The sequence below is a fragment of the Methylomonas sp. MED-D genome (genome assembly GCF_050276835.1).
Classification (GTDB): domain Bacteria; phylum Pseudomonadota; class Gammaproteobacteria; order Methylococcales; family Methylomonadaceae; genus Methylomonas; species Methylomonas koyamae_A.
Map to the genome: position 1 here is coordinate 4,513,797 of NZ_CP189965.1, position 13,526 is coordinate 4,527,322.

General features: G+C 51.9%; 11 protein-coding genes. 4 read left to right on the forward strand and 7 right to left on the reverse strand.

Going from position 1 to position 13,526, the window contains the following annotated elements:
- Position 1 precedes the first annotated feature (1 nt).
- Together glk and ACQE3E_RS20040 are read left to right on the forward strand one after the other, a co-directional pair.
- Positions 2–997: a glucokinase gene (gene glk / locus ACQE3E_RS20035; protein ID WP_064031700.1), complete on the forward strand. Its 996-nt coding sequence runs from the start codon at positions 2–4 to the stop codon at positions 995–997.
- 306 nt (positions 998–1,303) lie between these two features.
- Entirely contained in the window at positions 1,304–3,715 is a 2,412-nt protein-coding gene (locus ACQE3E_RS20040; protein WP_313730540.1) for a sensor domain-containing protein, read from the forward strand.
- A gap of 67 nt (positions 3,716–3,782) precedes the next feature.
- On the opposite strand, the gene ACQE3E_RS20045 is transcribed toward ACQE3E_RS20040, so the two are convergent.
- Together ACQE3E_RS20045 and ACQE3E_RS20050 are read right to left on the reverse strand one after the other, a co-directional pair.
- Positions 3,783–4,163 carry a hypothetical protein gene (locus ACQE3E_RS20045; RefSeq protein ID WP_064031702.1) on the reverse strand — a complete coding sequence of 127 codons (381 nt, stop codon included), beginning with the start codon at positions 4,161–4,163 and terminating at the stop codon, positions 3,783–3,785.
- Between the two features lie 553 nt (positions 4,164–4,716).
- Complete coding sequence (locus ACQE3E_RS20050) at positions 4,717–5,538, reverse strand: lytic transglycosylase domain-containing protein (protein ID WP_313730538.1); 822 nt, start codon at positions 5,536–5,538, stop codon at positions 4,717–4,719.
- A 694-nt stretch (positions 5,539–6,232) separates the two neighbouring features.
- On the opposite strand from ACQE3E_RS20050, the gene ACQE3E_RS20055 reads away from it, so the two are divergent.
- A complete protein-coding gene (locus ACQE3E_RS20055; protein ID WP_139306125.1) occupies positions 6,233–6,451 on the forward strand; it encodes a hypothetical protein in 219 nt (72 codons plus the stop codon).
- Between the two features lie 22 nt (positions 6,452–6,473).
- Here ACQE3E_RS20055 and ACQE3E_RS20060 read toward each other — a convergent pair whose 3' ends face one another.
- The 4 genes from ACQE3E_RS20060 to ACQE3E_RS20075 all read right to left on the reverse strand — a co-directional run bounded on the left by ACQE3E_RS20060 (position 6,474) and on the right by ACQE3E_RS20075 (position 9,784).
- Positions 6,474–6,782 (reverse strand): hypothetical protein, encoded by a 309-nt coding sequence (locus tag ACQE3E_RS20060; protein ID WP_313730537.1) that lies wholly within the window; start codon positions 6,780–6,782, stop codon positions 6,474–6,476.
- Positions 6,783–6,858: 76 nt separating this feature from the next.
- The gene (locus tag ACQE3E_RS20065; RefSeq protein WP_313730536.1) at positions 6,859–7,752 is read right to left on the reverse strand and encodes a CPBP family intramembrane glutamic endopeptidase; all 894 of its coding nucleotides are present in this window, start codon (positions 7,750–7,752) and stop codon (positions 6,859–6,861) included.
- A complete protein-coding gene (locus ACQE3E_RS20070; protein WP_313730535.1) occupies positions 7,752–8,480 on the reverse strand; it encodes a 16S rRNA (uracil(1498)-N(3))-methyltransferase in 729 nt (242 codons plus the stop codon). The genes ACQE3E_RS20065 and ACQE3E_RS20070 overlap by 1 nt, the downstream gene beginning before the upstream one ends.
- Complete coding sequence (locus ACQE3E_RS20075; protein WP_409521126.1) at positions 8,480–9,784, reverse strand: adenosylmethionine--8-amino-7-oxononanoate transaminase; 1,305 nt, start codon at positions 9,782–9,784, stop codon at positions 8,480–8,482. The genes ACQE3E_RS20070 and ACQE3E_RS20075 overlap by 1 nt, the downstream gene beginning before the upstream one ends.
- 374 nt (positions 9,785–10,158) lie before the next feature.
- Here ACQE3E_RS20075 and ACQE3E_RS20080 point away from each other — a divergent pair, with 374 nt between their 5' ends.
- Positions 10,159–12,144: a TonB-dependent receptor plug domain-containing protein gene (locus ACQE3E_RS20080; protein WP_313730533.1), complete on the forward strand. Its 1,986-nt coding sequence runs from the start codon at positions 10,159–10,161 to the stop codon at positions 12,142–12,144.
- An 80-nt stretch (positions 12,145–12,224) separates the two neighbouring features.
- Here ACQE3E_RS20080 and ahcY read toward each other — a convergent pair whose 3' ends face one another.
- Positions 12,225–13,517: an adenosylhomocysteinase gene (ahcY, locus tag ACQE3E_RS20085; protein ID WP_313730532.1), complete on the reverse strand. Its 1,293-nt coding sequence runs from the start codon at positions 13,515–13,517 to the stop codon at positions 12,225–12,227.
- Positions 13,518–13,526: the final 9 nt, after the last annotated feature.

Here is a 13,526-nt window from a genome sequence, read left to right on the forward strand (position 1 = left end):
TATGATTTTAGCCGGCGACATCGGCGGTACCAAAACGGTGCTGGCCTTAATTGAACCATTAGCCGACGGCACGCTGCACAGCGTGCGCGAACAAACGTTTGCCAGCCGTGAATTCCTGGACTTCGAGGAGATTTTGGACTTATTCCTCGCCGATCAGCCCCCGCCAACGTCAGCCTGTTTCGGCGTCGCCGGACCGGTGGTCGAACAACGCTGCCAAACCACGAATCTACCCTGGTTGCTGGATGGTCGACGGTTGCAACAGAAGCTGGGTACCGACCAAGTCAAACTGCTTAACGATTTGGAAGCGATGGCTTTGGGCATGCTGCACCTGCCACCGGAAGATTTCGTCGAACTGAATCCCGCCGCCGAACCCCAAACCGGCAATATCGCCGTGATCGCGGCCGGCACCGGACTCGGCGAGGCTGCTTTGTATTGGGACGGCCAACGCTATCATCCCATCGCCACCGAAGGCGGACATAGCGACTTGGCGCCGCAAACCGAACAACAGGATCGGTTGTTGGTCTATTTGCGCCAACTGTTTCCAGACCACGTCAGTTGCGAGCGGGTGCTGTCCGGAAACGGCTTCAGTCATTTATACGATTTTCTGTTAGCCGACCGTTTCGCGCCGGCCTGCCCTGCAATTCCCGCCGCGCACGCCGAATCCGAAGTGGACCGCAACGCACTGATTTCGCGTTTGGGTGTGGGCGGCGAAGACCCGCTCTGTGAAGAAGCAACCCGTTTATTCGCCGAATTGTACGGTGCGGAAGCCGGCAATCTGGCCTTGAAGCTGCTTGCGACGGGCGGCGTGTTTATCGGCGGCGGGATAGGCCCGAAGATTCGTAAGGTTCTGGAGTCGGGTGAGTTTTTACGCTCATTCGCAGCCAAAGGCCGCTTTCAACCGCTGTTAGCGAAAATACCGGTAAAACTCGCGTTGAATCCACGCGCACCGTTGATTGGCGCCATGCATTATTTTGCCGATTTGCTTGGCAAGCACTAACTATTCGGCGAATGCTCAGCGATCTGTCACCCCCCTCTTTCAAAAAAGGGGGAGCGGCGATATCCGCCTCGAGCTCCCTTTTTCGACGGGAAACTTGGATTTAGGCCGGTTGTGAAGCCTATGCTGAACAGCTACCGCACGCCTTAATCGAGCCCGCCTTGCACGATACTTGGTCTGCGAGTCCCCCATGCGATGCGGCTTTGGCAATCGACACTATCAGCCCGCGAGGTTTATTGTTAAGATCGATACGTAGCAGTCTCTCACAGGGCTCGGCTAGCCGAAATCGACCTATACCAAAGCGCTGACATGGCCCACACCAGATCCAAGCTCGAACACTCCCTATCGCTGCTGAAAGCGACGTTGGACGCCACCACCGATGCCATTCTGGTTGTCGACGCGGCCGGTCGCGTCATGCAATACAACACCGAGTTCGCCCGTATGTGGCAGATTGACCGGGAGTTGCTCAACGCGGACACCCAATCCGCGCCGCTCCGCCGGATCCTGAACGGCACGGATTTGCAAGACGATGCGGAAACCCGCTGGTTTGAGGTACGCCGCGATCCGGAACGACACGCTTACGACGAACTATTGTTAAGCGACGGTCGGATCATCGAACGCCACCAGACGACCGAATATCGCGATGGCATCGCGGTTGGGCAAATTTGGCATTTTCGCGACATTACCGAACGCAAGGCCTCGGAAACGCCGTTGGCGCAATTGAGCTTCGGCATGGATCAGATGCGCGACGCTGCTTATTTGATCGACAATGATGCCAGGATTATCTACGCCAACCGCCACGCTTGCTTGGAATTAGGCTACAGTCGCGAACAATTGCGAGGCATGCGGGTTGAAGACATCGACCCCGCGCATACCGACACGATTTGGCGAACTCATTGGCAAGCGCTCAAGGCATCGGGTTCGCTAACTTTAGAGACCCTACATCAAACCAAGGATGGCCGACTGTTTCCGGTCGAAGTCGTGGCCAACTTCTTCGAATACGCCAACACCGGTTACAACCTGGCGATAGCCCGGAATATCAGCGAACGCAAGCGTATCGAAGAAGTCTTGCAGCAAGCCGCGTTAATTTACCAAAACAGTAGCGAAGCCATGCTACTGGCTGACGCAGAGGGACGTATTATCGCGGTCAACCCGGCTTTTACCCAGATTACCGGCCATTGCCGCGAGGAGATCGAGGGCCAATCCATCGATCTTATCAATACCGAAGATCACCGCAAAGCGATGTGGCAGAGCGTTCGCAAATCCGGTTTTTGGCAAGGCGAAGTTTGGGATAGGACCCAATCCGGGGACAGATACGCAAAATGGCTGACGGTCAACGCCATCAAGGATTCGGCGGGGCAGATATTTCGATTAGTAGCACTGTTCGCGGACATCACTGAAAAAAAACAGGCCGAGAACCTGATCTGGCAGCAGGCCAATATCGACCCGCTGACCCAATTGCCAAACCGGCGCATGTTTCACGACCGCTTGGAGCAGGAAATCAAAAAAGCCGGCCGGGATAAAACCCGGCTGGCTTTGTTCTTCATCGATCTGGATCTGTTCAAGGAAGTCAACGACACGCTGGGACACGACATGGGCGACAAACTTCTGCAAACCGCCGCCCAGCGTATACGTCTGTGCGTCCGAGACTCCGACACGGTTGCCAGATTGGGTGGCGACGAGTTCACGGTGATCCTAAGAGAAGTCGGCGAACCTTGTAACGTGGAACGGATTGCGGGTGCGATATTGGAAAAAATGGCGGAGCGCTTCGAGTTAGGCGCGGACGTTGCCCACATTTCCACCAGCATCGGTATCGCCTTCTACCCGGATGACGCTAGAGATATCAAATCGCTGCTAAAACACGCCGACCAAGCCATGTATGTGGCCAAAAATCGCGGTCGCAATCAATATTGTTTTTTCATCCCTGCCATGCAGGAAGCCGCGCGGCATCGACTTGGCCTGAGCAAGGACTTGCGCTCGGCGCTGTCCACCCGGCAATTGACTGTTTACTACCAACCCATTGTCGAACTGAGCAGCAATCGGGTATGCAAGGCCGAAGCGCTGATTCGCTGGCACCATCCCCAACGCGGCCTGATCGGCCCGGCCGAGTTCATTCCCATAGCCGAAGAAACCGGTCTGATCAACACAATAGGCAACTGGCTCTTCGAACAAGCCGCGCAACAAGCTCGCAAATGGCGACTCTCGATACACGACGACTTTCAAATCAGTATCAACAAATCCTCGGTGCAATTTCGCAACGAACGCGAAAACCACCAAGCGTGGCTCGAAAAGTTGACTCAACTGCAATTGTCCGGCCAACACATCGTCGTCGAAATCACCGAAGGCGTGCTACTGGAAAGTGGCAACCGCTTTCAGGACCAGTTGTCCTCATTTCGCGACGCCGGCATTCAAATCTCGTTGGACGATTTCGGTACCGGGTATTCGTCGTTGTCTTATTTAAAAAAATACGATATTGATTATTTAAAAATCGATCAGGAATGCGTTAACAATCTTTCCGCCGATCCCGCGAACTTGGCACTATGCGAAGCCATCATCCTGATGGCCCACAAGCTTGGCATTCGCGTCATCGCGGAAGGCATAGAATCGGAAGCCCAGCGGCAATTGCTCAAAAACGCAGACTGCGACTTCGGCCAAGGCTTTTTCTTTGCGAAACCGTTACCGGCGGATTTGTTCGAAAGCCGATTTTCCGAACAAACCTAAAAAGGTTGAGAACAAGAACCGGAGCGGCCGACTAGCGCATGGGCCAGCCGGCTAAACCGTGACGAACTTAGTGCGCGGCGTTATAGACTTTCAACATTTCCTTATAGATTTCCAGCGTGGCTTTCAAGCTCGCAGGACCTTCCGCGTCGCCGTTTTCCAATTGCTCGCGAGCGGTTTTCAGACGATCACCGGCTTTTTGGCGCAAGCGTTCGGTCTGCTCGTAGCGGAATTCCTTTTGCAATTGACGCACATCGCTCAGCGCTTTCAGGACTTCGGCTTTATCGGCGCCCTTTTCCACCAAACTAACGGCTTCTTCGACTTTCGCTACCGTGCCTTCAGCGGCGGCACGAACTTTGGCATCGCCCGCGCTGTTTGCAAATGCCGGAACGGAAATTGTCGCAGCCATCAAGCACAAAGCCGCCAAAGTTTTTTTAATCGGATTAATCATTAGGTTTCCTGTCTTAATTGTTTAAATTTCCCTAATAAATCTATGTTATTACCACCCATTTATTAGTGCATATTCAAATGCACCGGCATGCTATCACAGATCAAAGCAACACCGTTAAAACAGAAAAATGACAAGCAATAACCTTATTAATACAGGGTTTAATAATCAGAAAATCCCCCTCGAATAGCCATTCAAATTGCAAGAAATTTCACTTAGAAATTAAATCGGAATGACCAATAGAAAGCGACTCGATATTAATAGACGAGGTCATCGATATTTGGAGCGGACACCCAAGACATACCTACCTTGGGCGATACCAAGAACAACCTGCAAAATACATCACGGGAATGCAACTGCCCAGCGAAAATCGACGCTGATCTTTTAATGTTCACGATTGCAACGATAGTTCCGACGGTCCGCTCGCGCCGACACTTCAAGAGCGACGCGAGCTCCCCCACCATCCACCAGTCAAACTCACGCTAAAACGGCAAGCGACAAATCGGCTCCGACGAATATTGAGAAATAAGCCGCCAGTTTTCCTGATTGTTAGCTCTTATTCGGCCGCCACGTATTGTCCGGGCAATGCTGGGCTTTCGTATTGAATGCCTTCCGGAAAATACGCTAACGAATTGTTGGCAATTTCACGAGCCGCCAGAAACTGTGCATAATAGTTTCTGGACGCGAAACCGAACGCAGGACCGTCATAGCTTTCCACTATCCGAACGAAATCACGACCCGCCTGATTTTGAGCGCGTTTCATACCGCCGATACCGTGATTGTACGAGGTAACCGCAGCCGGCCAATCGCCGAGCTTAGCGTAGGCGTAACTCAGGTAACGCGCCGCACCGGCCGCAGAGGCAAAAGGATCCAGACGTTGGTCGAAACGGTCGCCACCTGGCATAAAGGTTTTTGCGGCAGCCTTGGTAAACTGCCACATGCCGACCGCTCCGGCGGAGGACTTCGCCGCCGGCTGAAACGACGATTCAACATGCGGTAAATAAGCCAGATCCTCGGGCAAACCAGCATCGCGAAACACTTTGCGGAATTGCAAATCGTAGCGACCGCTGATTTCCATCCCTCTTTTGAAGCGCTCCCGAGTTCCGCGCTGCGAGCGCAAACGCTCGGATGAGCCGGCCAATATCGTAGTCAGCGGCTTCCCGGTACTTTCCAAGCGAGCGATCAAATCCCTGTCGTGATTACTTAATGCCGCGTTATAGCGCAGTTTGGTTTCCAGACCTGACAGCTGAGATTTCCAATATTCGCGGCGTTGGCTGATCAAGTCTTTTTGCTCGCTGGTTAAACCTTCACCGACATAGCCGGGCAAAGTCATCACTTCATAGACAATGTCCAGATACCTATCATCATGAAACGCCACCTGCGATCGCGACCATACCGCATAGGTATTTCGCCAAAAGCCGACTGCCGGCTCCAACTCCGCAGGCTTTGGGAAAATCCCAACATAAAATTCTGGTTGAAGCGACGGGCGTTGCGGCAAGTGCCGCTGCGACTGCGGTTGTTGCTGTACACTGTAAGGCTTAAAGCCGGCCAATTTTTCTTTTTTGACCGAAGGACTGCTGCACGCACTTAACAGTGCGAACATCATCAACATTGAGACTAGATGTGACTGAAATCGGCTCATGGAAATTTCGAAATTGACAATTGCGCAACCGAGGCACTCCAGCCAAAAATGGCCGCACCCTGGGATTCTTGGAATTTCAAGGAATAATAGCGCTTATTTCGAAAGTTCGTGAAGATTGGATTAAAAAGTGGTCAATTTTTTTATGCAAAATTCGATAAACGTTTTCGCGTCAGCTATACCGATATTAAAAACCGGTCGATATTCAAGCGCGCCACGGATAGGCATGCGTATCGCACGCCGCGAGCGTAACAAATATCGCGCATGACCAAGACTCGACCCTTTTTCAAATTGCGGAAAATTTGTGCAATACTTTGAGAACTTCTGGATAATTCACAATACCGAAGAAAAGACTACGAGAAAATGTTGAATTAGCAACAGATATTATTCGTTATCCGCAGTATCCTCAAACGCTTGTCGGCAAGGAGGATCTATGAAAAAAACCGCAATGCACCCTATGTTGTGCTCCCGCTGTGGAGACGAGATCAGTATTTCGGATCTACCGTTTTTGGAAAATAGCCGCTTATGCGCACTATGTAACAGCATACATTTTGAGTTTACTGATTTTGGCGCTAAAACCGATCAAAAACTTAAACAATTTTTGAAACCAGTCCCGCCATTCCACTCTCAAAGCAAAGAAGCGACCGGTTGACCAGTGTCGGGGTGCTCGGTTATCACTGCTTCAAATTTTTGTAACCCTCTTCGCTTTCGCGCATGATTTTCTGGCCCTCTTCCATCATGCGACGCGCCTCTTCCAGCTTGCCCTGAGCATCGCGTTGAATGATCTCGGCACGCTCGACCATTTGCTTACCCTCCTGCCAACGGCTACCCAACTGTGCAATTCCTTGACTATCACGTAGCATTTGATCGCCCGATAGAATTTTTTCCCGGGCTGGCTTCGCAGGTTCGCCAGCGCACCCGCTCAACGTAGCGGCCGTCAGGAAAATAGCAGGAGTTACGAATAACGGTGCGAATTTGCGCATCTGAATTTCCTCTTTTTTACCTAAGAACAACTTAATAAAAATTATCGCCACCAGAAAACGACCGCTGCAAAGGCGACTACACCTCTAGTGGGCTCGACTTACCCCAACTAAGCCAAAATCGGATACCAGCCAGCGCCAACAACAACCAAACGCTAACCAAAGGCCCGATGACTCCGTCATAATAGGTATTCACTAAATACAGTAGCTTCGACTGCAAATTAACGTTAAAAAAATCCCTAAAGACTTTTATCTGCCAAACCCAAGCCGCATGGCAACCAACACAAAGCCCCAGCGATTCCGTCCAACGCAACCTGATGGTCGCCATAAAACAACCGACAACCAATAGAGCGATGAGCGCGGTCAAGATGTCGGGGTTCAACCAACTGCCGAACGCTTCTCCAAGCAGTTTCATACCTGAAAAAGGTGTTAGTTCGGCATACGGAATCAGAGATGTACTTTTTAAGAAATGCAGGGCGGCGTAATACAGCGAACTCAGTACGACCGCAATCGAGAGTGGCAAGACGCGCCGCAACGCCGTCAGTAACAACCCGCGGAATAATAACTCCTCACCGACACCAATCAATAACGAGAAAAACAACCCCAAACCGAGTTTTTCAGCAACTTTGTTGACACTCCAAACCCGACTGTCGTCCCAGACATGCACCCCTAGTCCGTAAAGTACGATTAACACGGGCAATAGGCTCGCCAAACCCAGTAAGAACCCCCAACCCATCTGCCGAAAAAACACTTCGCGCGATGCGAAGCCAAAATTCGACCAATCCAGCCGCAAATAGTGCTTCAACGGCCATACACTTAGCAACAGCAGCACCAATGTAATCTTACTAACTAACTTCGCGAGCGGCAGGACATCACCCACCAGCAGCAGAACGCCGTAACCGATAAACCCGGCGACAACGGCCAATAATAGTAACAAAGCTAGCGGCGCCAGCAACGCAATCGCGGTCCGCATTAACGAAAATCCCCCCACAAGGCCTGCACTGCGGCCAATGCCGCTAGGACCGCGGTTTCGGTACGCAAGATCCGCCCTCCCAACTTGACAGGGATAAAGCCAGCCGATTTGGCAGATTCCCGCTCCGCCTCGGAAAACCCACCCTCCGGACCGGATAGCAAGGTCACGGTTTCACCCTCCGGCCTCAAATCGGCCAAACTGAAATCAGCATACGGATCGAGAAATAGGCGCAACCCGGTTTGTTCCGACGCCCACTTAGGCAAGTCGGCTAAGTCCGCCAATTCCGGCAGAATGGTTCGGCCCGACTGTTCGGCCGCATGTTGAATGATGCCCCGCCAGTGAGCTTGACGCTGTTGCTTTTTATCCTCGTCAAATTTAATTACGCAACGCTCGGTGACCAACGGGGTCAGCCTTGCAACACCCAGCTCTACCGCCTTCTGCATCGCCCAATCCATGCGATCGCCCCTCGACACCCCAATGCCAAGTATTACCTTTAGCGGCGTTTCGACATTACGCTCGATACGGCTTTCTACTCTTGCACTAACCGTTTTACGACTAACTTCGTCCAAACGACAAAAATATTCATCGCCCAAGCCGTTGAATAATATAACTTCGTGATCCTGCTTTAGTCTCAGCACGCTACGCAAATAGTGAGCGCGCGTCTCGTCAAGTTGGACGCTGCCCCCAACCTGTAGCGGCTGGGGAATATAGAGACGAGAAACCCTCATTAGTCCTGCACCGCCAGCTGCACACCCTGCCAGGCCACCTCAACCATCAACTCAATCTCCGCTTCGTTGATCACGTATGGCGGCATGAAATAAATAACGTTTCCAAGCGGTCTCAGCAACACCCCTTGGGCCAGCGCATGCCGGTAAACCCGTAACCCTCGCCTTTGTTGCCAAGGGTACGGCTCTCGCGTCCGCTTATCCTTCACTAATTCTATCGCCGCGATCAGACCTGTTTGACGTACTTCTCCGACCTGGGGATGCTCGCGAAAGCGTTCCAGCGCCCCCGCCAATACCGCCGCCAAGTGCCTATTGCGCGCCAAAACGTCTTGTTGTTGAAAAATACCGATGGTCGCGAGGGCGGCCCTACAACCCAAGGCATTACCGGTATAACTATGCGAATGTAGGAATGCGTTCAGATTTCGATACTCGTCGTAAAATGCCCGATACACATTATCGGTGGTCAATACGGCCGAGAGCGGCAGATAGCCGCCGGTCAATCCTTTAGAAAGACAAAGAAAATCCGGACTAATACCGGCCTGCTCGCAGGCGAAGAGAGTACCGGTACGTCCGAAACCGACCGCAATTTCGTCGGCGATCAAATGCACCTCGTAACGATCACAAGCGTCGCGCAGCAATTTCAAATACACCGGATCGTACATACGCATATTGCCGGCACATTGCACCAAAGGTTCGACGATCACCGCGCTCACGGATTCGGCGTGTTCAGCCAAGGCTTCTTCCATCGCCTTGAAGCGGCGACTTGAGTAATCCCGCCAACTTTCGCCAGGCTCGCGAAAATAGCAATCGGGCCCCGGCACGCTGATTACATCCATCAATAGCGGCGCATAGGTTGACTTGTACAAGGCAACATTGCCTACCGCTAAAGCACCAAGCGTTTCGCCGTGGTAACTGTTCTCCAACGTGATGAAGCGGTTTTTTTCAGTCTTACCCAGATTACGCCAGTAGTGAAAACTCATTTTAAGCGCAATTTCTACAGCTGCCGAACCACTGTCGGCGTAGAAACACTTATTCAAGCCAGCCGGCGTAATTTCCACTAATTTTTCGGCAAGCTCGATCGCGGCTTGATGGCTAAATCCACCAAGTATCACGTGTTCAAGAGTATCGAGCTGGTCTTTAATGGCTTGGTTTATCGTTGGATTAGCGTGACCGAACAGATTGACCCACCAGGAACTGATCGCGTCCAAATAGCGGTTGCCGTTGAAATCCTCCAGCCAGACGCCGCTACCAGACTTGATCGGGATCATCGGCAATGCCTCATCCCCGCTTAATTCATAGTCTTTCATCTGGCTACACGGATGCCAAAGCACAGCCAGATCGCGTTCGATTAAAGCACGGTTGTTCAACAATATCTCGCAATGGAAGAGTGGTGACTTGACGACAATATTGTGCCATTTTTCTCAGTCCGGAGATCATCTTCGCCACCCGGAAGGAACGCTGGTCGCACCAGCAACTCGGCAAATTGGAAACACTTCAATTCAAAATGGCCAGTTGCACTAAAATTCCATCAGACTCCAGCTGCAAGACGAACATTCGAGCCCATCTTAACAAAACATGATAGATCGCCTGAAAGTGGGAATTTTACACAAGTATCGGTCAGCCGCGCATTCTGCTACGACCGACGACGCGTTTGTTTTCGCCTTTTGCTGCGGACGCTCAAATGCTTAGAACTTTGGCGGGAATAATACTGATCCTGCCGAGCCTCGCCGTAGCGGCTCCCGATCCTGGATCGGTGGATCTAACCGATCTGTCAGTAGAACAATTGCTGAATGTTCACGTTATCAAGGCATCCAGACTTGGCTCATCCGTCGCCCATGCCCCAACGTCCATTTCGATACTCACCGGAGAAGATATCCGGACGTTCGGGTGGAGAACCTTAGCCGACGCCTTAAATAGCTTACGCGGCATCTTTCTCAGCAACGACCGCAATTACACCTATCTAGGAGTTCGCGGATTTGCCCGAAGCGGAGATTATAATTCCAGGGTCTTGTTGATGATCGACGGCCAACGCATGAACGAAAATGTCTACGATGGCGGTTACATCGCCCAGGAATTCATGCTCGACATGGAGCTGATCGACCGCATCGAATACGTGCCCGGCTCAGGTTCGTCTATCTATGGCGCAAACGCCTTTCTAGGCATGATCAATGTCATTACCAAGACAGGCAAAGGGATAGACGGTGCGCTAGCATCCGGCCAAATAGAAAGTTTCGACACTTACAAGGGCAGAATTAGCTACGGCAAAACCTTGGAGAACGGTGCGGATTTGGTATTTTCCGCTTCGCATTATGATCGCGCCGGGGTCGATAATCTGTATTTTCCGGGATACGATACGCCAGAAACGAATAACGGCATCGCCCAAAACCTCGACACCGAAAAAGCCGACCGGCTATTCGGCAAAATCGCCTACCAAAATTGGACCTTGAGCGGCGGCTATGTGAGCCGCGGCAAGCAAGTGCCGACCGCCTCTTACGACGCCATTTTCAACGATCCCCAGTACTTCACTAACGACAAGCAATTCTTCACGAATCTTAAATATCTAAAAACGCTCGATACCAATAGTTCTGTTTCCGCGAAAGGTTTTTTCCAGGGCTACGACTACTACGCGGATCAACCTACCGGAACGGAAAACGCCCGCGTCATCAATTACGACGAAGCCAGCGGTCGTTGGTTTGGCGGCGAAATACAGTTGACAACGACTGCATTTGATATCCACAAACTGATTGCCGGTCTGGAATATCAGTACGACCAACGCCAACGACTAATCAACTACGACAAAGATCCTTATTTCAGCTATGTAGCCGGCCATCGTAACGGTCATCGGCTGGAGCTGTTCGTTCAAGATGACATAAAGCTGGATACGAATTGGATATTCAGCGCCGGCCTACGCTTGGACTATCATCACATGTTGAAAAACTTGCAGCTCAATCCTCGGCTCGGTCTGATTTGGACCGCAAGCGACAACCTCTCGGCCAAACTCTTGTATAGCTCGACATTTCGAGCTCCCAACGCCTGGGAGCGCGACTACAATGCCTTTGGCATCATCCCGAATCCCAAGATGCACGAAGAACAAATCAAGAGTTACGAAGCAACTGTTGAATGGCATTCCAATGACAATCTTCGCCTGTTGGGCTCGCTTTTTTTCAACGACATCTCCAACCTGCTACAGGCTGCTCCAACTGGCGATATTGACGGAAATTACGCCGTTATGAATGTGGGCAAGTATCATGCCTATGGCGCCGAATTCGAATCCGAAAAGCGTTGGCGGAACGGCCGTTTGTTTAAAGCCTCCTACACCTATAGCTGGTTAGAGGACCACAACGCCGACGAAACCTGGAGCAACGATTCGCCGCAAAATCTGCTCAAACTGCATTTCGCCGAGCCTCTCTTCGATGATCGATTGCGCCTGGGGATTGAAAGCATATTCGTCGATCAACGTAAAACTTACTGGGGAACCAGCGCCCGTGCTTATGAATTGATCAATCTAAATCTGAGCTCGGATAAGTTGGTCCCAAAAACGGATATTTCTTTCGGCGTATACAATGTATTCGACTCCCATTACGAAATGCTCGGCCCCGATCAACGGGCGAACGTGTTGAAAATGAATGGCCGAGAGTTTCGCCTAAAAGCCGAAATTCGGTTTTGAGCTACGCCGCCGGGAATCTACCGAATAATCAGACCACAAAAAAGGGGGCCTACGCCCCCTTTTTTATTACTATCCCGCTATTAATAACGGTAATGGTCCTGCTTGTAGGGTCCATCCACCTTGACGTTAATATAAGCTGCCTGCTCTGCGGTCAACTTGGTCAATTTCACGCCGATTTGCGCCAAATGCAGGCTGGCGACCTTCTCGTCCAACTTTTTAGGCAGCACATAGACTTTGTTTTCATAGGCCGAGGCGTTGTTCCAGAGCTCGATTTGCGCCAAAACCTGGTTGCAGAACGAATTGGACATCACGAAACTCGGGTGGCCGGTTGCGCAACCCAAATTTACCAATCGGCCTTCCGCTAACACAATGATGCGCTTACCGTCCGGGAAGATGACGTGATCGACTTGCGGCTTGATGTTTTCCCAGGGATATTGGCGCAACGAGGCAATATCGATCTCGGAATCGAAGTGGCCGATATTGCAGACGATGGCTTGGTCGCGCATCGCCTTCATGTGTTCATGGGTAATCACGTGAACGTTGCCGGTCGCGGTGACGAAGATATTGGCCAGGGCGGCAGCCTCATCCATCGTCACCACCCGGTAGCCTTCCATCGCGGCTTGCAACGCGCAAATCGGGTCGATTTCGGTAATCAAGACAGTGGCACCCAAGCCGCGCAAGGATTGCGCGCAACCCTTACCGACATCGCCATAACCGCAAACCACCGCGATTTTACCCGCCACCATGACGTCGGTCGCGCGCTTGATGCCGTCAACCAGCGATTCGCGGCAGCCGTACAGATTGTCGAATTTGGATTTGGTCACCGAATCGTTGACGTTGAACGCCGGCACCTTTAATGAACCCTTGGCGACCCGTTCGGTCAGCCGCAATACCCCGGTCGTGGTTTCTTCCGACAAACCTTTAACATCGGCCATCAGCTCGGGAAACTTGTCGTGCATCATATTGGTGAGGTCGCCGCCGTCGTCCAATATCATGTTCGGCCGCCAGCCGTTGGGTCCCAGAATCGTTTGTTCGATGCACCATTCGGCTTCGGCTTCGGTTTCGCCTTTCCAAGCAAACACCGGAATGCCGGCCGCCGCGATCGCCGCCGCCGCGTGGTCCTGGGTCGAAAAGATGTTGCACGACGACCAGCGAATTTCGGCACCCAGCGCGGTCAAGGTTTCGATCAGCACCGCCGTTTGGATGGTCATGTGCAAACAACCGGCGATACGCGCACCTTTCAACGGTTGCGACGCGCCATATTCGGCGCGCAGGGCCATCAAACCCGGCATTTCGGTTTCGGCGATTTGAATTTCCTTCCGGCCCCAGTCCGCCAGAGCCATATCGGCGACTTTGTAATCGTTTTGCGTCATTTCAATCTC

Coding starts and splice junctions, on each gene's coding strand:
- glk (WP_064031700.1), top strand. CDS start 2: ATGATTTTAGCCGGCGACATCGGCGGTACCAAAACGGTGCTGGCCTTA.
- ACQE3E_RS20040 (WP_313730540.1), top strand. CDS start 1,304: ATGGCCCACACCAGATCCAAGCTCGAACACTCCCTATCGCTGCTGAAA.
- ACQE3E_RS20045 (WP_064031702.1), bottom strand. CDS start 4,163: ATGATTAATCCGATTAAAAAAACTTTGGCGGCTTTGTGCTTGATGGCT.
- ACQE3E_RS20055 (WP_139306125.1), top strand. CDS start 6,233: ATGAAAAAAACCGCAATGCACCCTATGTTGTGCTCCCGCTGTGGAGAC.
- ACQE3E_RS20060 (WP_313730537.1), bottom strand. CDS start 6,782: ATGCGCAAATTCGCACCGTTATTCGTAACTCCTGCTATTTTCCTGACG.
- ACQE3E_RS20065 (WP_313730536.1), bottom strand. CDS start 7,752: ATGCGGACCGCGATTGCGTTGCTGGCGCCGCTAGCTTTGTTACTATTA.
- ACQE3E_RS20070 (WP_313730535.1), bottom strand. CDS start 8,480: ATGAGGGTTTCTCGTCTCTATATTCCCCAGCCGCTACAGGTTGGGGGC.
- ACQE3E_RS20075 (WP_409521126.1), bottom strand. CDS start 9,784: ATGAAAGACTATGAATTAAGCGGGGATGAGGCATTGCCGATGATCCCG.
- ACQE3E_RS20080 (WP_313730533.1), top strand. CDS start 10,159: ATGCTTAGAACTTTGGCGGGAATAATACTGATCCTGCCGAGCCTCGCC.
- ahcY (WP_313730532.1), bottom strand. CDS start 13,517: ATGACGCAAAACGATTACAAAGTCGCCGATATGGCTCTGGCGGACTGG.